Annotated in this window: 25 protein-coding genes and 1 tRNA gene; 18 read left to right on the top strand and 8 right to left on the bottom strand. The window is 65.8% G+C overall.

Going from position 1 to position 23,207, the window contains the following annotated elements:
• The first annotated feature begins 71 nt into the window (after window positions 1-71).
• The 15 genes from ACNSN4_RS05525 to ACNSN4_RS05455 all read left to right on the top strand — a co-directional run bounded on the left by ACNSN4_RS05525 (window position 72) and on the right by ACNSN4_RS05455 (window position 13,365).
• Window positions 72-677, top strand: a complete 606-nt coding sequence (locus ACNSN4_RS05525) for a site-specific integrase (RefSeq protein ID WP_418284782.1) — start codon at window positions 72-74, stop codon at window positions 675-677.
• 257 nt (window positions 678-934) lie between these two features.
• Window positions 935-1,057 (top strand): hypothetical protein, encoded by a 123-nt coding sequence (locus ACNSN4_RS05520; protein WP_418284781.1) that lies wholly within the window; start codon window positions 935-937, stop codon window positions 1,055-1,057.
• A gap of 185 nt (window positions 1,058-1,242) precedes the next feature.
• On the top strand, window positions 1,243-1,422 hold the full coding sequence (locus tag ACNSN4_RS05515) for a hypothetical protein (protein WP_418284780.1): 180 nt from the start codon (window positions 1,243-1,245) through the stop codon (window positions 1,420-1,422).
• Window positions 1,419-1,670 carry a hypothetical protein gene (locus ACNSN4_RS05510; protein WP_418284779.1) on the top strand — a complete coding sequence of 84 codons (252 nt, stop codon included), beginning with the start codon at window positions 1,419-1,421 and terminating at the stop codon, window positions 1,668-1,670. The genes ACNSN4_RS05515 and ACNSN4_RS05510 overlap by 4 nt, the downstream gene beginning before the upstream one ends.
• Window positions 1,667-3,370, top strand: coding sequence for a hypothetical protein (locus ACNSN4_RS05505; RefSeq protein ID WP_418284778.1), 1,704 nt, complete (start codon window positions 1,667-1,669; stop codon window positions 3,368-3,370). Before ACNSN4_RS05510 ends, ACNSN4_RS05505 begins: the two co-directional genes overlap by 4 nt.
• Before the next feature lies 1 nt (window position 3,371).
• Window positions 3,372-3,812 carry a hypothetical protein gene (locus ACNSN4_RS05500; RefSeq protein ID WP_418284777.1) on the top strand — a complete coding sequence of 147 codons (441 nt, stop codon included), beginning with the start codon at window positions 3,372-3,374 and terminating at the stop codon, window positions 3,810-3,812.
• A 4-nt stretch (window positions 3,813-3,816) separates the two neighbouring features.
• On the top strand, window positions 3,817-4,206 hold the full coding sequence (locus ACNSN4_RS05495; RefSeq protein ID WP_418284776.1) for a hypothetical protein: 390 nt from the start codon (window positions 3,817-3,819) through the stop codon (window positions 4,204-4,206).
• Window positions 4,196-4,636 (top strand): hypothetical protein, encoded by a 441-nt coding sequence (locus ACNSN4_RS05490; protein WP_418284775.1) that lies wholly within the window; start codon window positions 4,196-4,198, stop codon window positions 4,634-4,636. The genes ACNSN4_RS05495 and ACNSN4_RS05490 overlap by 11 nt, the downstream gene beginning before the upstream one ends.
• Window positions 4,633-4,926, top strand: coding sequence for a hypothetical protein (locus ACNSN4_RS05485; RefSeq protein WP_418284774.1), 294 nt, complete (start codon window positions 4,633-4,635; stop codon window positions 4,924-4,926). Before ACNSN4_RS05490 ends, ACNSN4_RS05485 begins: the two co-directional genes overlap by 4 nt.
• Window positions 4,927-5,002: 76 nt before the next feature.
• Window positions 5,003-5,389 carry a hypothetical protein gene (locus ACNSN4_RS05480; RefSeq protein ID WP_418284773.1) on the top strand — a complete coding sequence of 129 codons (387 nt, stop codon included), beginning with the start codon at window positions 5,003-5,005 and terminating at the stop codon, window positions 5,387-5,389.
• On the top strand, window positions 5,390-7,138 hold the full coding sequence (locus tag ACNSN4_RS05475; RefSeq protein WP_418284772.1) for a hypothetical protein: 1,749 nt from the start codon (window positions 5,390-5,392) through the stop codon (window positions 7,136-7,138).
• A complete protein-coding gene (locus ACNSN4_RS05470) occupies window positions 7,131-7,991 on the top strand; it encodes a hypothetical protein (protein ID WP_418284771.1) in 861 nt (286 codons plus the stop codon). The genes ACNSN4_RS05475 and ACNSN4_RS05470 overlap by 8 nt, the downstream gene beginning before the upstream one ends.
• Window positions 7,988-9,370: a hypothetical protein gene (locus ACNSN4_RS05465; RefSeq protein WP_418284770.1), complete on the top strand. Its 1,383-nt coding sequence runs from the start codon at window positions 7,988-7,990 to the stop codon at window positions 9,368-9,370. The genes ACNSN4_RS05470 and ACNSN4_RS05465 overlap by 4 nt, the downstream gene beginning before the upstream one ends.
• Before the next feature lie 223 nt (window positions 9,371-9,593).
• Window positions 9,594-13,040, top strand: coding sequence for a hypothetical protein (locus ACNSN4_RS05460; RefSeq protein ID WP_418284769.1), 3,447 nt, complete (start codon window positions 9,594-9,596; stop codon window positions 13,038-13,040).
• A 4-nt stretch (window positions 13,041-13,044) separates the two neighbouring features.
• Window positions 13,045-13,365 carry a hypothetical protein gene (locus ACNSN4_RS05455; RefSeq protein WP_418284768.1) on the top strand — a complete coding sequence of 107 codons (321 nt, stop codon included), beginning with the start codon at window positions 13,045-13,047 and terminating at the stop codon, window positions 13,363-13,365.
• A 473-nt stretch (window positions 13,366-13,838) separates the two neighbouring features.
• Here the strand turns inward: ACNSN4_RS05455 and ACNSN4_RS05450 are convergent, their stop codons facing one another.
• The 8 genes from ACNSN4_RS05450 to ACNSN4_RS16545 form a co-directional block, all read right to left on the bottom strand.
• The gene (locus ACNSN4_RS05450) at window positions 13,839-15,521 is read right to left on the bottom strand and encodes a winged helix-turn-helix domain-containing protein (protein ID WP_418284767.1); all 1,683 of its coding nucleotides are present in this window, start codon (window positions 15,519-15,521) and stop codon (window positions 13,839-13,841) included.
• Window positions 15,518-15,829: a DUF7964 domain-containing protein gene (locus ACNSN4_RS05445; RefSeq protein WP_418284766.1), complete on the bottom strand. Its 312-nt coding sequence runs from the start codon at window positions 15,827-15,829 to the stop codon at window positions 15,518-15,520. The genes ACNSN4_RS05450 and ACNSN4_RS05445 overlap by 4 nt, the downstream gene beginning before the upstream one ends.
• On the bottom strand, window positions 15,826-16,374 hold the full coding sequence (locus tag ACNSN4_RS05440) for a hypothetical protein (RefSeq protein WP_418284765.1): 549 nt from the start codon (window positions 16,372-16,374) through the stop codon (window positions 15,826-15,828). Before ACNSN4_RS05440 ends, ACNSN4_RS05445 begins: the two co-directional genes overlap by 4 nt.
• Entirely contained in the window at window positions 16,371-16,598 is a 228-nt protein-coding gene (locus ACNSN4_RS05435) for a hypothetical protein (protein WP_418284764.1), read from the bottom strand. Before ACNSN4_RS05435 ends, ACNSN4_RS05440 begins: the two co-directional genes overlap by 4 nt.
• An 81-nt stretch (window positions 16,599-16,679) precedes the next feature.
• Window positions 16,680-16,854 (bottom strand) — tRNA-Trp (locus ACNSN4_RS05430).
• A 113-nt stretch (window positions 16,855-16,967) separates the two neighbouring features.
• Window positions 16,968-17,189, bottom strand: coding sequence for a DUF5795 family protein (locus ACNSN4_RS05425; protein WP_418284763.1), 222 nt, complete (start codon window positions 17,187-17,189; stop codon window positions 16,968-16,970).
• A 113-nt stretch (window positions 17,190-17,302) separates the two neighbouring features.
• Window positions 17,303-18,331: a DUF5794 domain-containing protein gene (locus ACNSN4_RS05420; RefSeq protein WP_418284762.1), complete on the bottom strand. Its 1,029-nt coding sequence runs from the start codon at window positions 18,329-18,331 to the stop codon at window positions 17,303-17,305.
• On the bottom strand, window positions 18,332-18,538 hold the full coding sequence (locus tag ACNSN4_RS16545; RefSeq protein WP_496923283.1) for a DUF8099 family protein: 207 nt from the start codon (window positions 18,536-18,538) through the stop codon (window positions 18,332-18,334).
• Between the two features lie 330 nt (window positions 18,539-18,868).
• Between ACNSN4_RS16545 and guaB the strand changes: the two genes are divergently transcribed.
• The 3 genes from guaB (at window position 18,869) to ACNSN4_RS05405 (ending at window position 23,118) form a co-directional block, all read left to right on the top strand.
• Window positions 18,869-20,356, top strand: a complete 1,488-nt coding sequence (guaB, locus tag ACNSN4_RS05415; protein ID WP_418284761.1) for an IMP dehydrogenase — start codon at window positions 18,869-18,871, stop codon at window positions 20,354-20,356.
• Window positions 20,357-20,476: 120 nt separating this feature from the next.
• Complete coding sequence (locus tag ACNSN4_RS05410) at window positions 20,477-21,064, top strand: HalX domain-containing protein (protein ID WP_418284760.1); 588 nt, start codon at window positions 20,477-20,479, stop codon at window positions 21,062-21,064.
• A gap of 80 nt (window positions 21,065-21,144) precedes the next feature.
• Entirely contained in the window at window positions 21,145-23,118 is a 1,974-nt protein-coding gene (locus tag ACNSN4_RS05405; RefSeq protein ID WP_418284759.1) for a DEAD/DEAH box helicase, read from the top strand.
• The last annotated feature ends 89 nt before the right edge of the window (window positions 23,119-23,207 follow it).

Below are 23,207 nucleotides of genomic sequence, written 5' to 3'. Positions count from 1 at the left end.
AACCGCCCCGATCACGCCGTGGACCCGCTCGGTTCTGCCGCATTAAGTGATAGCTTCTTTTGGAAGGTCGTATGCGCTTAGAGGCGACAGCGAAACCGGACCAGCACAAAGTGTGGCTCACGGACGACGACCTCGAGGAGCTCCGCCGCGCCGCGGGGAGTCACCGCGACGACCTCGTGATACAGCTCGGCGGATTCGTCGGGCTCCGCGCCTTCGAGATCCCGCAGGTCGCGCCGAAACATGTGAAGCGGACTCCCGACGGCGACCACTTCCGGCTCCGCGTCCCGGAGGGGAAGGACACGACCGGAAGCGGCGGGAAGCCTCGCGACGCCTACCTCCCGCGGGAGGTCGAGGGCGACATCCACCGGTACGTCCGGTCGGAGGACGTCGGCCGCCACGATCCGATCGTGGACCTCTCCGAGAGCGGTATCCGGGCGGTGGTCAAACGCACGGCCAAGCGCGCGGCCGACGCGACCGGCGACGAGGACTTTCACCACGTGTCGAGCCACGATCTCCGTCGGCGGTTCGCTCAACGGCTCCTCGTCGATAAACAGGTGAACCCGCGCGTCGTCATGCAGGTCGGCGGGTGGGACTCCTTCCAGGCGATCGAGCCCTACCTGAACGCGCCGACGCCCGACGTCGTAAACGACGCCTTCGAGGAGGCGGGATTCGCGTGATCCGGGATCAATCCGCTGTAGATGATGATCGCGGTTTCCTTTCCGGAGTCAAAGCGGGCCTCGAGGTCGCGAGCACGGTTCGGTTCCGCCTCTTGGTCGGCTTCCTCGCGCTGGTCGTGGCCGCGATCGTATGGATGACGGGGGCACTATGAACCGTGAGCAAGAGTCGGGCGAAGATCCGCAGATCGGACCGATAGCGCCGCCGCTCTGGGTTCTCGCGGCGACGATCATCGCGGGCGTCGTGGGGTTCCTGAGCTATGGACTCTGAACAATCTACGGATGAGGTCACACAGCGGCAGATCGAGTACGTCGTGGAGAAGTGGGCTATCCCCAAGTACGAGGCGAAACGCATGCTGAAGAACCACCAAGCGACCAACTAGGCGAAGACCCCCTCACACCCGTTCGGTTCTGCCGTTTTATCCCCTCGCTGACGGGTCGTCTTTTATATCGGCTCGTGTCGCGGGCCGGTGACAGGTATGAAAGACGACGACACGGGCTCGGGGGAAGAGCCCGCCGACGGCGAGGTGAGGCGGTGGACAGACTGGTCTAACCACGGGGGCGACGCGTGACGGCAGTCGCTCGCTATTTTGACGTCGACGAGGACCTCGAGGCGGGATTCGTGGTGCTCGCGGGCGGACTCCTGATGCTCGGTGACTCGGTCGTTACCGGCGGAGCGCTAATCGCGGGCGGCGGCGCTGTTCTAGCGCTTTCGGAACCGACCCGGATGCGGGGAACTGGCGCATGAACTTCGATGTCAGCGACGCTGGGACCGCGATACTCGTTGCGATGACCGGGCTGTTCTGGTACATTACCTTCGGCACGGCCGCGAGTCCGAGCGCGTCCGAGACGGTCATCGTCGTTGCGTTTACAGCGCTCACGCTCACCCAAACGGGGACGATATCGTTCGGGTCGAGCTCGTCGACAGACCGCGTCGAATCCGATCCCGAACCAACACCAGCGACTGACGGAGGCGACCGGAGGGACGACGCATGACCTGGGATCCGGACGGGATCGTGGTCAGCGACGCGTTCGCGGACTACGTCGAGGACCTCAGAGAGACGAGCAACTACGCCGCGGGCGGCGGAAACGCCCACTTTTCAGAGACTATGTCAGCAACATCGGCAGACGAGGGAGAACAGGTAGAAACTACAGCGGCAGCGGACGCGCTCAACGACCCCATGAACCGGCGCGTGTTCATGGCGGGCGTCGGTGCGATGGCGGCGGCGGCAGCGGGCGCGGGGACGGTCTCCGCACAGGAGGCGGGGCTGGTCCCGGACTTCGGGAACGAGTACACGCCGTTCCCGGGAGTCGACGCCGGTCGGTGGCGGACCGACGAGCACACGGCGGACATGGAACAGTTGGACTACGTCGACAACGACGGGAACGTGCGGAGTCTCACGTCGGAGTACGGCGCCGTGCTCGCGCCGGACCCGGAAGAGGACGGTGAGACGCACAACCCGGTTTCGTTCCACCCGTCGCTCATCGACACCTCGGAGTACACGGCGTTCCCGCGCGGAGTGACGCGGACGACCGCGGACGACGAGGAGGAGGACGTGTCGGCGCTCGACGCGGAGGAGTGGACGGGCGACCTCCTTATCTCGGACGACGGCGACGCTCTGGTGCTCGAGTCGGACGCGCTGGCGGCCGGTGCGTCGCAGTCGGCGACGTTCAGTAACTTCACGATCGACTCGGGAGAGGCGCGGAAGGTCTTGCAGCTCGTGGTCGACGTGGACCAGCTCGAGGCGGGTGCGACGGTGGACGTCGAGGTCGTCGACGCGGGCGGCGCGTCGGTGGCGGCGACGATCGACCCGGACGCCGACGGTGCGGCGGCGTCGACGATCGCGACCTCGCAGGGGTCGGGCGTCGTGTTCCAAACGGAGATCGGCGAGTTCCCCGACGGGTCGACGCTGGACACGCTCGAGGAGATCGTCGTCTCGGTGTCGGACGCGAACGCGGCGCTGACGGTCCACGGGCTGAATCTCGAGCTCGACTCGGAGTGGTCGTTCGGGACGCGGCAGGTGTACGACACGGGGGACGAGGAGGTCGTCGAGGAGACGCTGGTCGAGCCGACGGGTCGGACCGGAATCGTCTCTCTCACGTCGCTGACGAACCAGTTCACGGACGCGACGCTCGGGGACGTAGAGTACGATGTGGAGATCCGGGCGTCGGAGGCGCCGGTGTCGAACTTCGAGGTCACGGTCGAGGAGGTCGAGCGGGGCTCGTACGACCAGCGGTACCACCTGGTCGGCGCGCTCGAGCTCCCGGGCGGTCTCTACGAGGTGGAGGTCGTCGAGCCGGGAGAGCTGACCGACGAGGTGCGGCACCCGGAGGACGTGTACCGGACGGTGGAGTACGCGCACGATCTGACGGAGGTCCCGACGATGGACGACCTCGACGATATCTCGTGGACGGACGCGACGAGCGTCCTCGAGGACGCGGATATCGGTGACGAGGTGACGCTGTCGACGACGGTCTCCGCGGGAGACACGATCGGGCTCCACTACGACCTCACGGAGGACGAGGAGATCGTGTCGGCGATGTCGATGTCGGCGGGCGGCGGTGGCGCGCCGGCGCTCGGCGGGAGCGGGGGTGTCATGTCGAACCTGTGGGGGTGGGCAGCGGCGATCGTGACCGGCTTCGTCGGCGCGATCGCGCTGGCCCGTCGCCGGGCGGCGTCCGCAGTGGGGAGGTAAGATGAGTGATTCAGAGACTTCCGAATCAGGTTCAGATTACGACGCTCAGGAGGTGGTCAACGAGGGCGCGGACGGAGTCCGAGAGGAGGGCGTCGTGGACTACAGTCGCGCCGTCGTGTTCGGTGGCGGAGCGACGGCGCTGGCGATTACGATGGTGGAGATCCTCATCGGGATCCCGTCGACGCTTCTCGCGCCGGTACAGGCGTTCGCGAGCGGCATGTCGACGTTCATCGGCGGGACGCTCCTCGCGCCGGTCTCGGTGACTGACGCGGGAGCGACGGCGAGCGCGACGTCGTTCCTCGAGGGAACCGGAGCGCTCCTCGGACCGTTCGCGTTCCCGGTGGCTATGGGCGTCTCACTCGCCGGGATGTTCCTGTTCCTGATGTTCCTGCGGCGGATCTCCGTGTCGCCGTTACAACTGGTCCGCGAGCGCCGGAGTTAGATCCATGAGTACGAACCTGTTAGACGGGGGTGGAGGTGAGCCCGATGCGGAGCCGCCGGAGTCGGAGGAGTTCATCGACGACGGGTCGATTCGGTGGGCGGCTCTCACGGAGACGGCAGCGGGCGCGTTCGTGACGCTGGTCGCGATCGCGATCGCGGACTTCTTGAACCTCGTCTCGACGGGTGTCGTGGCGTACATGACGGCAGCGGGCGAGTCGATCGGTGGCGTCGTTCGGGCGCCGTTCGTCGCGGGCGAGTCGGTGATAACGACGTCGTTCGCGTCGGCAGCGGCGTTCGTTCCGTCACTCGGTATCTTCGCGTTCCCGGCCGCGGTAGTTATCGTCGTCGCGAGCGTCCTTCTGGTCTTGTGGGGGGTGAACCGCTTTGTCCGGTAGCGGAGAGATCCTCGACGACGACCTCCGCGAGTCGGACGACGTCAACTATGGTGAGGAGGACACGCTCGCGCTCGGTTCGGAAGCGTCGTCGCTCCTCTCGAACCCGCGCGGGTACATCCGGGAGATCGTGCTCGGAGTGTTCGTCGGCGGGCTCCTGTCGGCGCTGACGTTCGCGGTGCAGCTCGGGCTGGATATCACGGCGATGTTCCGCGGTGTGCTCGAGCGATCCGGGAGCGCAGTCCTCGGGAACATGGACTCGATATGGTCGACACTGGCGACGCTGGTGGCGCTCCCGCTTGAGACGGTCGAGGGAGTCGCGGCCAGCGCGGGACCGTTGGCTCCACTGGTGACCGCGCTGGCGTTCGCGCTAACGGCGGCGATCGTGGCCGGAATCGTCTGGGGTATCTACCGGGTGGTGAGATTCATATGAGCGCTCGCGACGGGCTCCTCGCGGGAGGAGTCGGCTCGGTGTTCGCGGTGCTCGCGGACCTCCTCATCAACGGCGGGGAGATCGTGCTGGCGATCGTGATGGTCGCGGCGGAGCAAAGCGGTCTCGTGTACCTGCTGCTGTCGCGTCTCGTCGCGGCGGCTCCGGACGTATCGTGGCTTCCAGCGGCGGAGATTCGGACGGCGTTTACCGTCGTTTCGCTCCTCCTGGCGCTGGTCGCACTAATTCAGTTGGTCCGCCGGAGTCGGCGGTCCTTATCAGAGAGATTATGAAACACACAACGACGGCGAGTCGAGACGGAGAGAGCCCCCCGCATGCGGGTGGGGGTCGAGAGACGGAGGTAGAGGGATGTTAGGCGGTAGTTGGATGCTGACGTTCGCGGCGGTGGCGGCGCTGGCTGGCGTCGCGACGGTCGGCGGTCTGTGGGTCCGGAACTACCGGAAGGACAGCGTCGACGCGCCGGAGGCGACGCGAAAGACCTCTCGGCGAGTGGTCGCTGTTATCTCGGGCGCGGTGCTCGCGGTGGCGATCGCGTTCGTGGAGCTGGCGGGGCTCCTCGGAGTGGTCGGTGACGTCGTGTCGATGTTCCCGGGCGGCGTGACGCAACTGGCGCTCGGGGCGCTGGCGATCGCTGGCTTCCAGGGATGGATCGAGGTTGGCGTCGTCGGGTTTAGCCTGTTAGTGGTCGGCGTCTTGGTGGCGTCGACGGCGCTGACGAACGGGGGAACCCGGTAGATGTCGCGACGCTCTCGCGGCGCTCTGGTCGCGGTGGTCGCGGTGCTGGCGGTCCTGGTCGTCGCGGGAGCGTCGGGCATGGCGGCGGCACAGGACGACCAGGAACGGAACGGAACAACGGTCGAGGCGACGGGGCCGTACGACCTCGACGAGCTCGACAACGCTGGCGTGCGAGCGTCGGAGGCGGCTCCGGCGTCGACGCGTCGGTGGGGACAGGCGGGGTCGCTGTGGGTTCGCTACGTCCCGAGCGGTATCGCCGGTGTCGGCGGCGACCCGGCGACGTGGGATTACCTCGAGCCGCGGACGACGATCGAACGATCGTCGCTGTACCTCGGTGGCTCCTTCGGCTGGGGTGCTGGCGGAGAGGAGCTCGACGTGACGATCGTGACGTGGGAACGCGGAGAGGTGCGGACGGAGGACGCGGACGGGAACGTGCGATACGAGCCAGCGGCGGTGAACCAGGAGGTACGAGAGACGACGGTGGAGATACCGCAGTCGTACGCGGAGACTGAGGTGGACCTGGCGGCGTCGTACGACGAGCCGCGGCGGGCCACGATGTTCGTTGAGGGCTCGGAGGGGTCGGCTCAGTGGACGTTTGATATACACACGTCGCGGGCGGCGGAGCCGGTGGCGGTGGACACGCGGAGCGACCTCGCACTATGGATCGCGGGCGTACTCGGTGCGGCGCTGGTCGTGATCCTCGCGAGCCTCTACGTCGCGCGGCAGTTCCACCGGAACGCGGGCGCCGGTCCGGGATACCCGATTTGGCTCTACGGGGCGGCGGCGATCCCGATCGGGTTCATGACGGTGTTACTCGGCTGGCAGAACGTCATAAACACCCTCGCGGAGGCTCCGTGGATACTCATCCCGGTGGTGGCGCTCGTGACGGTTGTCGCCGCCGTGACCTGGTGGGGAGACGAGACCCGGACGGTCGAGGTGATCCAATTCAAGCTCGACGATCCGGAGGTCCAAGAAGACGGGTCGGGCGGGTTCGACATCCACACGTCGACGTGGCCGCTGGCGGAGGTCGGCGGAGCTGGCCGTAAGAAGACGGAGGGAGTCGTCCTCGAGGGCATTAGCGCCTACCTCGCACGGACCCGCGGAGCGATCCCGGAGTTCGATATCGGCGGGGACGCGAGCGTGACGTACAACGGGACGGGGAGGGCCGACGAGATCGTGTTCACCGACCCGTTCGATCCGGACCCGATCAACTTCGAGCGGGAGGGCTGGTCGATATCGCACCTGTACCGGTCTCCGGACCCGGAGGAGATCCCGGACGATGCGACGTCGATCGACCGGCTGGCGATCTACCTCGAGGGAGTAGCGTGGGCTGAAGTGCTCGCGTTCCTCGGGATCGTCTCTGCTGGCTACCTCCTCGGAGCGGCGGTGTTCTCCGCTGGCGTCCTGGGGGCAGCAGCGGCGACAGTCCCGGGCGCTATGTACGTCGCACGACCGGTCAAAGGTCGGTGCGAGGTCAACGCGGCGCCAGGGATGTTCGGGTCGGTCGTGCTCCAAATGATTCAGGCTGGCGAGGAGCTGGAGGAACTGGCGGACCGCGAGTGGTTCAAAGAGAACTACTTTGCGGAGAAGGGGAGCAACGTCGCCGAACGCAAACAGGCGCGGGAGGAGACGGAGCTCCGGAAGTTCGACGAGGTGATCGGTGCGCTCGAGGACGGCGACACGGAATCGCTGACGGACGTGTTAGCGGACGACGCGACCTCGAAAGGAGGTGCGTCGGCCGATGACTGAGTGGGATGACCTCGCGGACGACGTCGACACGGACGACCCGTATGCGGAGGGGACCGCGTCGATACTCGAGGCGCCGCGTTTCGAGTCGCCGACACGGCCAGCGCTCGAGACGCTCTCGCGAGACCAGCGGGAGCTCATCTCGTCGTGGCTGTCGGGCTTCGGCTCGCGGGAGGACCTCCTCCTGTGGTCGCACGAGGCGACTGTGGCGACGCTCGGGCAACTCCCGCCGGAGTGGCACATCGACCGGCTCATGTCGCTGTCGGAGCTGTCGACGCTCCTGGTGGTCGAGGAGGAGCGCGAGCGGTGGGTCGAGGAGGACGCGCTCCTCTCACAGAAGAGAGCCCGCGAGTGGCGTCTCGCGGTGGCGTCTCGGGACCTGGTCCCGGCGTGTCAACGTGCGCTCCGAAAGGTGCGTTGGTCGGCCGTGGAATACGCGGACGACGACGACACGGACGACCCGACGGTCGTGGACGTCGACGACCAGGAGGCGCCGGCGATGCGGCCGGGGCTCGGAGAGGTGGCCGACCGACAGCGATGGGTGGTCACTCAGGGGCTCCGCGGGTTCGGCAGCCTCGAGGAGATCGTGGAGACGTGGATCCCGACGGCGATCCACGCGTCGTACGGCGAGCTCGACGAGGACCTCGCGGGAGCGTTCTGGTCGGAGCGGCCGCTCCGCGAGATGTTCACGGCACGAGACGACACGGCGGCGGAGTTCTTTCGCGAGTCGTTCCTCGCGACGGAGTTCCTCCCGCCGTTCAACACGGCGGTAGCGAAGGTATCGGACCGGGCCGGGGAGGCGATCTCCGGCGGCGAGACGACGGACCACTCAGCGGTGGAGTACCCGAGTTCATGAGTAAGACACAACTAATACAGGAGGTATCAACGGAGGCGGAGATCCGCGACCAGATGGAGCGGGTGTTCGACACGCACGAGAAGAGCGCGCAGGCGCTCGGAGACCCGACGCTGTCGAACCACAACGACGGCGAGGACATGTACAAGCGGCTCAGTATGGCGCCGTTCCACAAGTACCTCGCACTCTGCGAGAAGCGGGACCAGAACGTCGCCACCTACCCGTCGGCGTGGGCGACGCCTCTTATCCACCTCAAGGAACGGGAGATCCAACTGCTCGAGCAGCTGGTCGGAGAGGTCGAGTACGACCCGAACGACCCGCACCCGTCTCACGAGGCGCTCGAGCGATACCCGCTCCCGCGGGCGAAGGCGCTCGAATGGATCGCGGACGACGAGGGCGACCGGACGGGATTCGGCTCTTCCGGTGCGCGGACGGTCGACGCGTGGACGGCCGGAGGGTCGGACTACTTCGCGTACGGACCGCCGGGGCGCGGAAAGTCGACGCTCATGCAGGCGACGGTCTCGTGGCTCATGCAGCTGAACAACGAGACCGTGCTTCTCGCGGACACGATGGACGACAGCGGGACGAACGAACGGCTCGAGTGGCTCCCGCTGGCGCCGTGGGCGACGATAGCGGTTCCGGCGGGCATCCCGATCGACGTGCGGATCGTCCCGGAGTCGCCACAGGTGGCGCCGTTCCACGTCGACCTCGCGGATATCTGTCGGGACGTGGTCCGGTACGAGTCGCCGCGTGACCTGCTTAACCAGCTCCTCGAGGGACAGTTCTACGTCGTGTATCCCGACCCGCTCCACCGCGGGTGTGAGGAGGCGAGCCGACACGCGTTCCACGGTCCGAACCGGGTGACGCCGGTCGGAGAGCCGGGGCCGTCGTCGTCGACGCCAGCGGACCAGTGGTGGTTCGCGTTTATCCAGGCTCGCATCAAGTTCTCCGAGTTCAATCACTGGACGTCGATTCTCGTCGACGAGGCGGGGAACCTGTTCGACCCGGACGCGGAGAAAGACGTCCACGAGGAGTATCAGAAGATAAAGAAGTTCGCGAAGGACTTCGCGGACGCCCGTAAGAACGGCGTCTCGGTGTTCTCGTACGCTCACGCACTCGGCGAGTTGATTCGGTTTTTCCGCGCAAAGCAGCGCTGGTGGGTGACGATGTCGCGGGCGAGCCCGCCGATCGGGAAGTCGCTGCCGGGGAACAAATCGTGTCCAATCCCGACGGAACGGTACACGAACGGGATGGAAAAGGGCGAGGCGATGGCGTGGAACAGCAAAAACTACGCGTCGATCTCCTGGCCGAACGTGAAGGGGAAGGCGCGGCTCGACGCGGAGGTATCGATCGACTTCGACCTCGAGGCGGTGGGGCTATGAGAGGGAGATCGTCGTCTCGTCGAGCTCGCGCTCGAGCGAAAAGATCGAAAAAGAACGCGCGGGAGGTCGGGTCGAAACGCGGATCCACGACTCGGCGGGCTGATACGTCGGTCCGGAACGCGGCGAGAGCCGGCCTCGCACACGCGCGTATATTAACATTCCAAGGGGAGCACCCCCCCACCCCCCTGTTTAGTGGCGGTGCTCCGACGGACGGAGGTGCGACATGACAGATTCAAACAAGAAGATTCTCGCGACGCTTTTGGCGTCGTTCATGATGGTGTCGATGGTCGGCGCGGCGTTCGCGCCGGCGACAGCGGGCGCGAGTGGTCCGTCGGGGATGCTCGCGCTCGGGGACGCACAGGTACACGAGGACATACCCGAGGGCGCGGACGTTCCGATAGGCGCGGCCGACCTCGAGGGCGCGATCTACGCGAGCGACCACGCGGACACGCTTGAGGCGATCGTGACCACGCCGGAGCGCGCGGAGGAGGAGTACCTCAACGCGGGGACGATCGTGACGAACGACGAGGTCGCGTTGGTGCTTCGAGACGACGAGGTCCACGACGGCCGCGAGGTCGCGGTGGAGCTGGCGCTCCTCGAGACGGCGGTCGGATTCGCGCCGGAGGTGGCGTACGGGGTCCACGAGAGCGGCGAGGAGTGGCAGTCGCCGATCGACAAAGACGGCGAGGTCGGCGTGTTCACCGTCCCGGAGTTCAGCGATAACACGGTGACGTTCTCGGGCGGGATCACGCTGTCGGGCGACGCTGCTGGCGACGGGACGACCTACGAGTACGAGATCGACAGCCTCGACGGCGTCGACAACTTCGGGATCAATGCGACGGGCGTGGAGAACACCGCAACGCGCGACTACTCCGTTACGACGACCGGCGAGGTCGATCCCAATATCGGCGGGACGGTTGATCCGCCGGAGACGACGCTCACCGTCGAAGGTAACGGGTTCGGGAGCCGAACCGTCAGCGATTCGGCGATCGGTGTCTCGGACGGATATTCGACGAGTGTTGCGCTTGAGGGGTCGCTCACAGATACGAGCGAGAGTGCGACGCCGACGATCGATCTGACAGGCGTGGAGGACACGACACACGAACAAACAACCGGGACACTTGATACGTCAGTTGATTCGGTTGACATAGCTGGAACCGCGGATCCGAAAAATGCAGTTATTGAGATCGGCCCGACAGAAAGATCGGACATCCATTATCCGAATAGCGACGGTGACGGTCAGATCGGAGGGGTATGGGATGGCGGGCAAACGGATACGTGGACGCAAAGCGCGAATGAGGTAGACACGGTTGAAGAAGTGGAAATATACGGAGAGAATTATGAGAACGAATATGTGGATGTTGAGGTATATGTCGACGGTGTTTCTATGGGCACGGAGCGAATCGAGTCGGGTTACCAAACGACGGTTTGGGACGGAAATGATGTGCCTGTCGGTAACAACGTGGATATGTCGATCGAATATGTGCGCGGTAATGGCGGGTTCTCGATCGCCGGGCTTGGCGGAGATGATGAGTATGTTGAGTTAACTGAAAGAAACCACGATATTAGTACTACGGTACAGCCAGACACGGGCGGGTCGTTCAACGTGGAATCAGGGACACCGGCAAGTGTGGATCTAACCACAGACACGTCGGAATTATCTTGGGGCGATTCTGAGGAAGGATTTGAATGGACACTCTCATACGATGCTTCCTATCCGACCCTCGATCCCGCCGTGACCGTGAACGGCGAAACGGTAAGCCACAGCGGGACGCTCTCAGAAGGCGAGATGACGACGCTGTCGCTGTCTGATAACACTCTCGACACGAGTGGAGGGAACACGATCGAGTTGAGTTTACCGACCGTTTCCGGACCAGCTCAGGAGGTCGATCTGAGTTATGAGTTTGAGGAATTAGACGGGACACTCTCGCCGGAGGTCGACGCGACCGGCGACGGGACCGCGGAGGTTTCGTCGGGCGAACTACTAACTGACGGTGAGACGAGGACCGCAACTTACGATCCGTCGATTGGCGACACATGGCAGATATCCGGCTCAGGTAACGCTCCGACCGTCTCGGCAAACATCACGGAGGCCACGGAGACGCGCGATCCCGTCGTGGAAGTTAACGGTCACGAGACGAGCCACACGGGGACGCTCGCGGACGGCGAGACGACGAGCCTCGCGACAAACGAGGCGTGGCTTGAGGAGGGAACGAACACGGTTACTGTGCGCACCAATTCGCCGGCGACGGGGCCGGAGTCGCTCTCCGGGTTCACGTACGCTCACGACGCGAGCGGGACGACCCAAAGCGTCGAGGTCGACGCGACCTCGTGGACGGAGTCGTTCAACGTCAGCAACACCTACCCGTCGGCGACAGCGGACACGAACGCCGTCCTGACCTTCTCTGACCGCGTCGCGGAGATCGACGACGTGGAGTATCGGCTCAACGGCGGCGAGTGGAGCGCGCCACCGAGCCACGAACTGAACGGAACCGACCTCGAGGTCATGATCGGCGACGTCGACGCGGACACGACGGTCGACGTGCGGGCGACGGGTCACAAGATCCGGACGTACGACGGGACGGTCGATATCGTGGAACCGACGGTCGAGGGCGACGAGCTCGCGACGGAGGTGGAGATAACGGAGATCGCGGACGGCGGCATGTTCGGTCTCCGCGTCGACGGGACGGAGCTCGGCGACCGGATCCACTACGCGACGGAGGAGAGCTGGTCGGGCGAGTCGGCACACGTCGACGTCGCCGCGAGCGGGACGCAAATCCTCCGGGCGCCAGACGCGAACGTCGGCTCGACGATGACGGTACGGTCGTCGCCGCTGTCGGTCGAGCCGGAGTCGGGCGGCATGGAGGTTCTCGTCGAGGACGGCGACGAGCCGCGGTTCTCCGTTCGCGAGGGCGAGACGGTCGGCGCGTCAACGCTCGACGTGACGTACTACGACACGCTCCCGGGAGAGCGGTACGTCCTGTGGTCGGCGACGCAGGACCGGGAGATCGACGCGGACCGCGCGTCGTCGCCGGTGTACTTCACGACGGACGGCTCTGCGGAGACGTACACCATTCGACAGCTGGACCGCGAGGGGTCGGGTGGCGGTGGAGTCCCCGAACCGACCGGAGCGGTCGCGCCGCTGGTGCTGGTGCTCCCGGCAGTCGGGCTGTCGGTGACGGGCCTGTTCTGGGCGGGGCGTCGCTTCGGCGGCGCGACCGGCGTTCGGGGCAACGCGCTCCTCCTCGTCGGCTCGACGGTGATCTCCGCGGCGGCGCTCGAGTTGGTGACGCCGGGGTCGCTTATCGCTCAGATGTGGAGCGCGACGGTGTTCGCGCTCGGTGACGCGGCGGCGTCGGGGCTCGGGGCGGTGGTGGCGTCGATCGCGACGCTCCTCGGTCTCTGGCAGATTCAGGCGCGAACGCGGGCGGACATCCCCGCGTGGGTGTTGATCCCGACCGTGTCGCTGGCGGGCGTGCTCGCGCTTGAGTCGATCCGTCCGGGCTCGGTGCTCGGAGCACTCGAGGGAGTGATCGCGGAGATCGGGGCGCTCCTCGCGCTGATTCTGGTCAGCTTCGCGATCTACCGCTGGCGGGCGAGTAACCAGGCGGAGGCGCAACCGGACACGGAGGTCACGTTCGACCTCGGAGACCAGGGAGGCGACGACTAAGCCCATGTCGTTCCTTCTCGAGCTGCTCCGACAGATAGGTCTCGGGGGGAGCGCGCTAGCGGCGGCGTCGTGCGTGCTGGTGGCGTTTTACCTCATGCGCGCCCGTCGAGTCGGTCACCGGGCCGCGAGCGCGGGAGCGGCGCTCGTGGCGTACTCGGTGGCGGTCCTGGTCGTGCTCGCAGCGGGGATCGCCGCGAACTGGTTCGATCCGAACCCGTCGGTGATCGTGGACCACCTCCACCTCGCGCTCCGGGAGCTCGTCGAGAAAGCGACCGGACCGGGCCGACGTCTCCTCCGGTGGCTCGTCGATGCGGTGGCGTCGTAAGGCTATCTGACAAGGTACTTTCTCGGGGTTCTGCCCACGTGTACCCCGCGCTCTCACCGCGGAGAGGGTCTCCTACGTCCATCCTGTAGGTTCCACGTGCGGGGCGGTGTGTTGCGGTAGACCGGAGCCGTTCTGGCTCCGGTCGTTATTGTTCTCCCCCTTAGGGGCTACACCCGTAGGGGAACCCGCTAACCTACCCGCTCGCCGCAAACGCTCAGACGGCCGATTTATCGACGCTCGACACGCCGAAACGCGCGGATCCGTGAAAGACAGGCAGAACCGTTATGTTGTTCTCTCCACCCGAGATGTACCGACAAACAAAAATCATACGCGAACGGAACAGGTTCGACGGGGTCGAATCGCGGTCTTAACCTACATTAGATGGTGTCGGTCGGTCGGATGTTGGTTAAGACGCAAAGAAAAGACGGCGCTATCGCTGTCGACCGACGCTTTCGACCGGGCCGACGGATGTCCTACCCCCCGATCCATTCGTACGGGTCAACGCGGACCCGCACGTGGTCGGGCTCGAGGTAGCCTTTCTCGAGCGCGTTCGACAGCTGGTGCGGCTCAAGGATCGTCTCGTCGAAGTACCGCCAGGTGTTTGCGTCGTCCTGGTCGGCGCGATCGTCGTCGCCGGCGTCGCGAGAGTCTTCCAGGTCGTCGGGGTCCTGGTCGTCGCCGACGGAGGTCGGATCGTCGCGCTCCTCGCGGCGCTCTCGACGAGCCACCGCACGCTCCTCGAGGTCGTCGACCTGGTCGTCCGGGTAGATCCTCCGGAGGATTTCCTTCGAGCTTTTGAGCGCGGCGGGGCTCGGGAACACGACGAGGACCGGATTAGATATCTTATCGCAAACGCCGATCTCTGCGAGACGGGAGACGTGGTACCGGATCGTCGAACGGGCGAGACCGGTACGCTCCTCGAGCTGGTCGTACGACGCACCGGCTTCGGTCGCGATCACCGTGAGAATATCGTACACGGCCTGAGTGTTCGCTTTCAGGGCCTCGCGGTACACTTCGGTCGAGACGGCTTCGAAGCGCTCGCGTAGTTGCTCGCGACGCCCGCACGGGTGAGCGTACGTGTACTCGGGAACGGCCGGGCCGGGCTGATAGTCATCCGCGACGAGCTCGTCGCGACCTACGCCGGACCAGTCTAGATGTGACGAGACGACTGTCCGGAGCGTCGACATGACGTCTTCCCACTCGTCGACGTGCGGGAGTGCTCCGTCGCCGTCAACGCCCGCGAACGACGCCTCAAGTTTCGGGTGGTGCGCCGGATCTTCGCGTGGGATCTCCGCCCACCCGGCGGCCTGGTAGCACTTCAACTCGATATCGAAGCGGGTTCGATCGAACCCAAGAAGGTGCCACCGATCGGCGTCGACGAGCGCCTCGAGGTACCCCTCGCGTTGTCGCTTCTGATGCGCGTCGATCTCCGACATGCCGCCGTACGCGATTAGCTCGCGAGTCCGGTCGAGCGTCTCGACGACTTGGCGTTTCCACCCGATATCGAACCGGTGGTGCGCCTCGGCCTTCTGAATCCGGCGAGAGTCCTCGTCGCGGTCGAGACGGAGTCGGTCGCGGTCGACATCGAGGACGGCGTCGAGAACGTCGAACATCCGGCGCTCGACCTCCTCGGCGGTGTCCGCCCAAGTGGTAGAACATCGAACGAGCGATCCCTCTCCGTACTGGTAGGTGATTTCGTTCCCGTCTTGGTAATGGAGGTCGTCGAACTGAGGGATAACTCGAAGCGAACACGCGCGGCCGGTCTTGTACAGGTTTCCGTCCTCGTCGCGCTCGCGAAGGGTGAGATCGTACTTGTAGTACCGGCTAAAGTCGTCTCCCGTACCCTTTCCACCCTTCCAGCGGCTCGAAGTGAGTTTGACGACCCAATCGCGGCCGGACGTGGGCGGGTCGAGCCACTCGACGTCGGTGCTGTCGAGGTCGGCGACGACGCCGGGCTCTTGGTCGCGATCACCGACGACCTCGTACCACAGCTGGTGAACAGCAGAGTAGATCGGCTCGTCGCGGTCGATATCGTTAAAAACGCACTGTACACCGGCACCGTGAGCGACGGGCTTGGGACCGCGACGGTCCTCGAGGGACGGGTCGGGGAGCGAGCCGATCGACGCGTCGGGCGTTGAGGGCGCGTCGATGCTCATTGGCGATCACCCGACCAGGGCTCGGGAGCGATCGGAGTAATTTGATCGGCTTCTCTGTGGTCGATCCATTCCTGCACGATCTCAACGACGCGGCCGGGATCGGTGCGGTCGGAGTGGATAGCTTTCCAACGCATATCGTCGAAGACGAGGACGTGGTCGTCTCCGTCCAAACGGATATCGAGAGCGGCGACCTCGCGGTACCGGTCCGACTTGTACATGGCGACGGAATAGATATCGAGGCCGTCAAAGCGGAGTTCTCGGATCTCGTCGGTCGAGAGCGGGCGCTTCGGAAGTGCGTCGATGTTCATTTGTGATCGACCTCCTGGTCCAGAACGCGAACGTCCGCCCACTGCGGATCGCCGTTCATCATGTCGTGGTCGGCGATCTCTAAGGTGCGGCCGCAGTCGGGACACACCCACCCAGAGACGACGGTCTCTCGGGGCTGGTCGCCGTGTACGAGGGAGTTCCGGCTACCGAGGTAGTACGCCTCGACTGAGTCGCGACACGCGGGACACGGGAGGACGGAGCGCTGTTCGGGGTACACGTCGTGACCGTGAACATCGATCGTCCCGCGATCCACTCCGCCGTCGGTGACGAGCTCGGGCTCGTCGTCCTGGTCGTCGTCGACGACCTCGAGGACGTTCCACCAGGTGGCGCGCTGACAGTCGTGGCAGACATGGCGGAACGACCGGGTCTCGTCGGTGTCTGTGTAGGTTTTCTTAGTTCGGATCTCGCGACACTCGACGCACCGAGCGGAGACGAGCGTCGAGTGAGACGTGTCGAGATCTCGGTCGCGCTCCTCTCGCGCGGTTTTGAACGTGGTCGCATGATGTCCGGGATCGACGTCGCTCACGCGGATGCACCCCCGTCAGTGTCGGCGTCAGTGTCGTCGGGAGTGTACTTGTACCCGCTGTCAGCGGTCCCTGTCGTGAACTGGTCGGGACGCTCGGGACAGCCGACGAGATGACCGTACTCGAGATTACCGTTGATGCTTCGAGTACATCGGGCACCGCAGGTATCGCACCGAAACTCGCGGTCCTTCGTGACGGTGAACGACCCGGAGTATCCGAGGCTCACGCGCCAACACCTCCGGTTGCGGACCTGTTTTTAGTCGAATAGCTATTACTAAGAAGTGATACGTTAGAGTGAAGACCGCTATGGGGCCGGAGGGATTTGAACCCCCGATCGACTGATATCTCCGGTGCGCCTCGGAACTCCAGAGGGTCGTCAACGCGACCGATGATCAGTCGGCCGCTCGGTATATCAGTCTGGAGTGTCGTCCCGGGCGCGAGCCTCTGGAGTCAGTCGCCATGCCTGGCTTGGCCACAGCCCCGCGTTATGCTGCACTCGTGGGTTGCCGAAACGCGGATAAAGGGGTTTCGATCGCGGGCGTTCGAGGGACGGTGCGGAGGCGACCCGACTCCCCCGACGGCGACGCGATCGGCGTCACCGGTCGTCGTCTTTCCAGTCGCACTCCTGGCACTTGTACCCGGTGACGAACTCCGTCACGCTCGGCATGTAACCGACTTGGATGACGTCGCCGCCGCATTCCGGGCACTCCCGGTCGGCGTCCGTGATCGACTCCGCTTCGAGGATCGATTCGCCCTCGACGAGCTCCGCGAGCGTCTCGGGGGTGACCATCCGTCCCTGCACGACGCGATTGGACATACCCGGCGTATGCGGCGGATCACCTAAACCCCCGCGACCCGCGCGCCGAATGCCGACTCGGCGCTGACTCGGCGGTAACTACCGATCGCGACCGGTCAGACGACGGAAGCGCGCTACAGCCACGGCGCACGCGAGTCGTCGTCGACGAACGGGTCGGTCCCGTCGTCGTCGACCGTGGACTCGCGCTCGCCGCCGTTCGCGAGGGCCGCGACGTCGTCGTCGACGATCGGCCCGGGCGCCTCGGGAGGCGTGTCGAGCGGCGGATCGGTCGAGTCGAGCGACTCGTCGTCAGCCGGCTCGTCGGTCGCGTCTCCGTCGTCGCCCGAGGGGTCGTCGTCCGCGGTGTCCGGGTCGTCGCCGGGGTCGTTGTCGGAGTCGTCGCCAACGCTCGCCATCGGCCCGGGTTCCGCGTTCGGGTCGTACGCGAACAGCGCCGTCACGGCCAACACGGCGAGCGCGACGGGCGCTTCGGTCTGCATCAAATCGAAGGGCCTGAGCAGGATCGGGAGCGCGAGCACCCCGAGCGCGACCGCGGAACCGAAGCGGAATCGATCGATGTCGACGCGGCCGCGCAGGTGCGGCGACAGCAGCGCGACCGAGAGGGCGAACGCGACGCCGACGCCCGCTGCGGCGGCGCCGTTGAGCACGTATTCCGGTGACGTCTCGATGGCGAATCCGGCGGGCTGGAAGCTCGCGACGAGCCCGAGCGCGATGATGACGGCGGGGCTCGGGAGATACTCGCCGATCTCCGAGCTCGCGGTCTTCGCGGCGATCGTGAGGATCACCAGCCCGGCGAAGCGCTCGAAGACGGGGAGATTGAGGAACCCCCTGAACGTCGGGGCGAGCGCGGCTTCGACCGCGGCGACCGGGATGATGACGACACCGATCAGCAACACGGAGGTCGCCATCTGCCGCCGGGTGCCGTCCATCTCCGCTAAGATCACGGCGGCCGTCGCTGAGCCGCCGAAAATCAGGATCCCGGTCTCGACGACACCGGTGGCGGTCGACAACACGCCGGCGACGACCAGCGCGGGAAAGATCCCGTCGATGAGCGGCAGCGCCATGACGGTCGCCAGCAGTTTCGTCGCGCCGCCGACCTGCTGCTCCAACCGAAGCGCAATCGGGTGACGTGAGACGCTCATTCAGGGATGATGACCCTGACCGTCGGGTACACGGTAGGAAGCGGGCGACCCACGATAGCCGAGGGCCCGGCATACGGAGTCGAATCCGCGAGCGGCCCGACGAGTCCGTGTAAACGGTTTGCGCGTATTGCCGGCTGTAGCGAAGCCGCCGAGCGTTCGAATCGGCTGGCCGGCGATGCGCGCGGTTGCGGGACTGTCGGAGTCCATACCTCATATACGTGTTTCGGTTGCGTTAAAGGTTGTGTGAGATCTGTCCGCACATCTCGAAGGGTTCTTCACTCATCTTCTTATAAGTACCATCGATATTTCACTAATAGTTGCGTTTCACCGACGAACTATCGGCAGCTAGGTGTTCTCGACGACCGATCTGAGACTTCCTCGAGTGAGGGCGCGCCGAGAATACTTCTGCGGGGCCGATACGCGCCCTCCTTCCAAATACGATCCATATCCGTGGATAGTACGCGAATCTGGATGAGAATGGCGTGCATATCCGTGCTGACTCGCAATGCTTTTTATCGGTCACTCATGACGGTTTATATGGCGAGGAACTCCGGACAGTTTTCTGCAAAGCTCGACGTTCCAGAGGCGTTGACCTTCGACGACGTGCTCCTTCGACCGAAGGAGAGCCGCGTCGAGCCCGACGACGCCGACCTCTCGACGCGCGTTTCGAAGAACGTCGAACTCACGGTGCCGGTCCTCTCGGCAGCGATGGACACCGTCACCGAAAGCGACCTCGCGATCGCGATGGCCCGCGAGGGCGGTCTCGGCGTCCTCCACCGCAACATGACCGTCGAGGAGACCGCGGCCGAAGTCGGGCGAGTCAAGCGCGCTCACGAGCTCGTCATCCGCCGCGAGAACGTCGTGACGGTGTCACCGGAGGACACGGTCCGCGAGGCGGACAGGCTGATGGAGCGCGAAGGCGTCTCCGGTGCCCCCGTCGTCGACGAGGCGGACACGGTTCTCGGGATCATCTCCGGAACCGACATCCGCCCGTATTTGGAGGTCGGCGAGGACGACGCCGTCAGCGAAGCGATGACCGACGAAGTCATCACGGCATCCGAGGACGTCGACGCCCGCGAGGCGCTCGAACTGATGTACGAGCACAAGATCGAGCGCGTCCCGATCGTCGACAACGGCGACGGGCTCGTCGGGCTCGTCACGATGGGCGGGATCCTCCAGCGCCGCGAGCACGAGGAGGCCGCCCGCGACGAGGACGGTCGACTGCTCGCCGGCGTCGCCGTCGGCCCGTTCGAGGAGGAGCGCGCCGTCGCGGCCGACGAGGCCGACGTCGACGTCATCTTCATCGACTGCGCGCACGCGCACAACCTCAACGTGCTCGACTCCGCCGAGGCGATCAAAGCGACCGTCGACGCCGACGTCGTCGTCGGCAACATCGGGACGCGCGAGGCCGCCGAGGCCGCCGTCGAGTTCGCCGACGGACTGAAAGTCGGTATCGGGCCCGGGTCGATCTGCACCACGCGCGTCGTGAGCGGGGCGGGGATGCCGCAGATGACCGCCGTGAGCGAAGTCGCCGACGTCGCCGCCGAACGCGGCGTGCCGGTGATCGCCGACGGCGGGATCCGTTACTCCGGCGACGCGATCAAGGCGCTCGCGGCGGGCGCGGACGCGGTGATGCTCGGGTCGTACTTCGCCGGTACCGACGAGGCGCCCGGACGCGTCATCACGATGCAGGGCAAAAAGTACAAGCAGTACCGCGGGATGGGCTCCGTCGGCGCGATGAAGTCGGGCGGCGGAGACCGCTATCTGAAAGAGGAGGACGAAGACGAGGAGTTCGTCCCCGAGGGCGTCGAAGCCGCGACCCCGTATAAAGGGAGTCTCGCATCCGAGCTTCACCAGCTCACCGGCGGAATGTGCTCCGGAATGGGGTACGTCGGTGCCGGAACGGTCCCCGAGCTCCACGAGCGCGCCGAGTTCGTCCGCGTCTCCAGCGCCGGACAGACCGAAGGCCACCCGCACGACGTGATGATCACCGACGAAGCGCCCAACTACAGCCCGAGCGAGTAACGCTTCGGGCAGTCGAAACATCGGGGACGGGCCGCGGCGCCCCGGACCCGAAGAGGTATTTTAATATAGCCTGCGAAAAGACGAAACGTGTGAGCGAACACGTCGTCGCTCCGAGAATCCATGAGTGAGCATCCGCCGCTTGTCCTCGTGGTCGAGGACGAACCAGACTTGGCCGACCTCTACGCCGCGTGGCTCGGCGACGAGTACCGCGTTCGGACCGCGTACGGCGGCCAAGAGGCGCTCGACGAGCTCGACGCCGTGAACAACGACGTCGACGCGATCCTGCTCGATCGGCGAATGCCCGGACTCTCCGGTGACGAGGTGCTTTCGGCGGTCCGCGAGCGCGGAATCGACTGCCGTGTAGCGATGGTTACTGCCGTCGAACCCGACTTCGACATTCTGAAGATGGGGTTCGACGACTACCTCGTGAAACCGGTCACCAGCGACACCCTTCGCGAGACCGTGACGTCCCTCCTGCAGCGCGGTGAGTACGACTCGGAGGTGCAAGAGCTGTTTTCGCTGACCTCGAAGAAAGCGATGCTAGAGGCCGAAAAGAGTTCGACCGAACTCGCGGATAACACGGAATACCAGGACCTCACGGCTCGAATCAGCGAGCTTCGATCGAAGGCCGACGAGTCGCTGGAGGCGATCGCCGGAGACGACGACGACTTCGAGAAACTGTTTCAGGAGTTCGACGACGACGAGTAAGCGGACGCCGCTATCGCTGTGCTGGAGACGACCGCTCTCCGGCGACTTTTTAAATACGTTCCCGCCGAACTCTGGAACGAATGCGTGTCTCGGAGCTGCCGTTGGCGGAGGCGTACGTCGACCATTTCGCCGAGCGCGGGATATCTACTCTCTATCCCCCGCAGGCGGCCGCGGTCGACGCCGGCGCCTGCGCGGGAGAGAACGTGGTCGCCGCGATCCCGACCGCCTCGGGCAAGACGTTCATCGCGGAGCTCGCGCTGTTGACCGCGGACGGCCCGGGCCTGTACGTCTGTCCGCTCCGGGCGCTCGCTCGCGAGAAGTACGAGACGTTCGCAGCGCTCCCGGGCGTCGATGTCGGAATCTCGACGGGCGACTTCGACGCCACGGGCGAGGAGCTCGCCGGTACCGACATCGTCGTCGCGACGAGCGAGAAGGTCGACTCGGCGATCCGCAACGGCGCCTCGTGGGTCGACGAGATTGCCTGCGTCGTCGTCGACGAGGTTCACCTCCTCGGAGCGGAGCGGCGCGGTCCGACGCTCGAAGTGACGCTCGCGACGCTCCGACGCCGAAATCCGGCTGTACAGGTCGTCGCGCTCTCCGCCACCGTCGACAACCCGGACGCGATCGCTGAGTGGCTCGACGCCGAACTGGTCGAATCCGAGTGGCGCCCCGTCGACCTCAGAACCGGTGTCGCCGTCGGCGGCGAGGTCGACTTCGACGACGGCACGACTGCGACCGTTGAGGTCCCGGGAGCGACGGGGGAGGACGGACGCGGAGGGGACGAGGCCGACGACGGTCCGGACGCGACCGACGTCACGGCCGCGCTCGTCGCCGACACCGTCGCCGACGGCGGCCAGTCTCTCGCGTTCGTCAGGTCCAGGACCGAGGCCGTGGCGCTGGCCGAGCGGCTGGCCGAGGACGATCTCGCCGAGCGGATGGGGATCGAACCGGCCGCGACCGCCGCGGGCGACGAGGTCGCCGACATCGACGGAACCGTCACCGGACAGCAGCTCGCCGACTGCCTCCGAGCGGGCGTCGCGTTCCATCACGCGGGGCTGCGATCGGGCCACAGAGCCGTCGTCGAGTCCGCGTTCCGCGAGCGCTCGGTGGCGTGTATCTGCGCCACGCCGACCCTCGCCGCCGGTGTCAACGTCCCGGCTCGACGGGTCGTCGTCCGCGACCAGAAGCGATACGCCGGCTCGGCGATGGAGTGGCTCCCGACGCTCGAAGTTCACCAGATGTGCGGACGCGCGGGTCGGCCGGGGCTCGACCCCCACGGCGAAGCGGTCCTCGTCGGGACCGAGGACACCGAACCGGCGCTCGTCGAGCGGTACATCGAGGGAGAGCCCGAAGCCGTCGAATCGCAGCTCGCGGACCCCGGCGCGCTCCGGACTCACGTCCTCTCGGCTATCGCCACGGGCTTCGCAGAGACCGAGACCGAGATCCTCGACGTGTTCGAGGGCACCTTCTACGCGCGGGCGGCGGGGGCCGGCGGGTTGGCCGACGCCGTCGCCGTCGCGGTCGACGACCTCGTCGCGGCCGGAATGATACGACGGGAGACCGGGGGCGTCGAGGCGTACCGACTGGTCGCAACGCCCGTGGGAGAGACGACCTCGAAGCAGTACGTGCGACCCGAGACCGGGGAGCGGATCGTCGAGGGGCTTCGCACGGCGGCGGCGATGGACCGCGCGACGACGCTCACCGCCTTCGAGGTGATCTGCGACACGCCCGACATGCAGGACACGTACTTGGGCAACGAGGAGCGCGCGGAGATCTACCGCTTCGCGCGAGCCAACGCCGGACAGCTGACGACGGCGATGGGAGAGACCGACGACTTCGAGGAGTGGCTGGAGTCGGTCAAAACCGCCCGCATCCTCGACGAGTGGATCGGCGGCGCGACGGTCGAGGCGCTCGTGGAGGCGTATCGGATCGGTCCGGGCGATCTCGACTCGCGAGTCGAGCGGGCGGAGTGGCTGTTAAGCGCGGCTGAGGCGCTCGCGGAGACGATCGGCGTCAGCGTCCCGGCCGTGTCGCGTGCGCGGGCACGGCTCTGAGGTAGTGTGCGTTCTGAGGTAGTGTGCGTTCTGAGGTAGTGTGCGTTCTGAGGTAGTGTGCGTCTCGCCCGAGACGAGGCGTCGCGTCG

The sequence above is a fragment of the Halorubrum marinum genome (assembly GCF_048381195.1).
Classification (GTDB): Archaea; Halobacteriota; Halobacteria; order Halobacteriales; family Haloferacaceae; genus Halorubrum.
The sequence above is the reverse complement of the archived record's forward strand: the minus strand, read 5'-3'. Positions and strand labels throughout refer to the sequence as shown.

Excerpts from the sequence above, each read along its gene's own strand:
- ACNSN4_RS05525 (WP_418284782.1), top strand. The coding sequence starts at position 72 with ATGCGCTTAGAGGCGACAGCGAAACCGGACCAGCACAAAGTGTGGCTC.
- ACNSN4_RS05505 (WP_418284778.1), top strand. The coding sequence starts at position 1,667 with ATGACCTGGGATCCGGACGGGATCGTGGTCAGCGACGCGTTCGCGGAC.
- ACNSN4_RS05465 (WP_418284770.1), top strand. The coding sequence starts at position 7,988 with ATGAGTAAGACACAACTAATACAGGAGGTATCAACGGAGGCGGAGATC.
- ACNSN4_RS05470 (WP_418284771.1), top strand. The coding sequence starts at position 7,131 with ATGACTGAGTGGGATGACCTCGCGGACGACGTCGACACGGACGACCCG.
- ACNSN4_RS05425 (WP_418284763.1), bottom strand. The coding sequence starts at position 17,189 with ATGTCCAATCGCGTCGTGCAGGGACGGATGGTCACCCCCGAGACGCTC.
- ACNSN4_RS05485 (WP_418284774.1), top strand. The coding sequence starts at position 4,633 with ATGAGCGCTCGCGACGGGCTCCTCGCGGGAGGAGTCGGCTCGGTGTTC.
- ACNSN4_RS05475 (WP_418284772.1), top strand. The coding sequence starts at position 5,390 with ATGTCGCGACGCTCTCGCGGCGCTCTGGTCGCGGTGGTCGCGGTGCTG.
- ACNSN4_RS05410 (WP_418284760.1), top strand. The coding sequence starts at position 20,477 with ATGAGTGAGCATCCGCCGCTTGTCCTCGTGGTCGAGGACGAACCAGAC.
- ACNSN4_RS05520 (WP_418284781.1), top strand. The coding sequence starts at position 935 with ATGGACTCTGAACAATCTACGGATGAGGTCACACAGCGGCAGATCGAG.
- ACNSN4_RS05450 (WP_418284767.1), bottom strand. The coding sequence starts at position 15,521 with ATGAGCATCGACGCGCCCTCAACGCCCGACGCGTCGATCGGCTCGCTC.
- ACNSN4_RS05420 (WP_418284762.1), bottom strand. The coding sequence starts at position 18,331 with ATGAGCGTCTCACGTCACCCGATTGCGCTTCGGTTGGAGCAGCAGGTC.
- ACNSN4_RS05460 (WP_418284769.1), top strand. The coding sequence starts at position 9,594 with ATGACAGATTCAAACAAGAAGATTCTCGCGACGCTTTTGGCGTCGTTC.
- ACNSN4_RS05500 (WP_418284777.1), top strand. The coding sequence starts at position 3,372 with ATGAGTGATTCAGAGACTTCCGAATCAGGTTCAGATTACGACGCTCAG.
- ACNSN4_RS05455 (WP_418284768.1), top strand. The coding sequence starts at position 13,045 with ATGTCGTTCCTTCTCGAGCTGCTCCGACAGATAGGTCTCGGGGGGAGC.
- ACNSN4_RS05495 (WP_418284776.1), top strand. The coding sequence starts at position 3,817 with ATGAGTACGAACCTGTTAGACGGGGGTGGAGGTGAGCCCGATGCGGAG.
- ACNSN4_RS05510 (WP_418284779.1), top strand. The coding sequence starts at position 1,419 with ATGAACTTCGATGTCAGCGACGCTGGGACCGCGATACTCGTTGCGATG.
- ACNSN4_RS05480 (WP_418284773.1), top strand. The coding sequence starts at position 5,003 with ATGTTAGGCGGTAGTTGGATGCTGACGTTCGCGGCGGTGGCGGCGCTG.
- ACNSN4_RS05405 (WP_418284759.1), top strand. The coding sequence starts at position 21,145 with ATGCGTGTCTCGGAGCTGCCGTTGGCGGAGGCGTACGTCGACCATTTC.
- ACNSN4_RS05445 (WP_418284766.1), bottom strand. The coding sequence starts at position 15,829 with ATGAACATCGACGCACTTCCGAAGCGCCCGCTCTCGACCGACGAGATC.
- ACNSN4_RS16545 (WP_496923283.1), bottom strand. The coding sequence starts at position 18,538 with ATGGACTCCGACAGTCCCGCAACCGCGCGCATCGCCGGCCAGCCGATT.
- guaB (WP_418284761.1), top strand. The coding sequence starts at position 18,869 with ATGGCGAGGAACTCCGGACAGTTTTCTGCAAAGCTCGACGTTCCAGAG.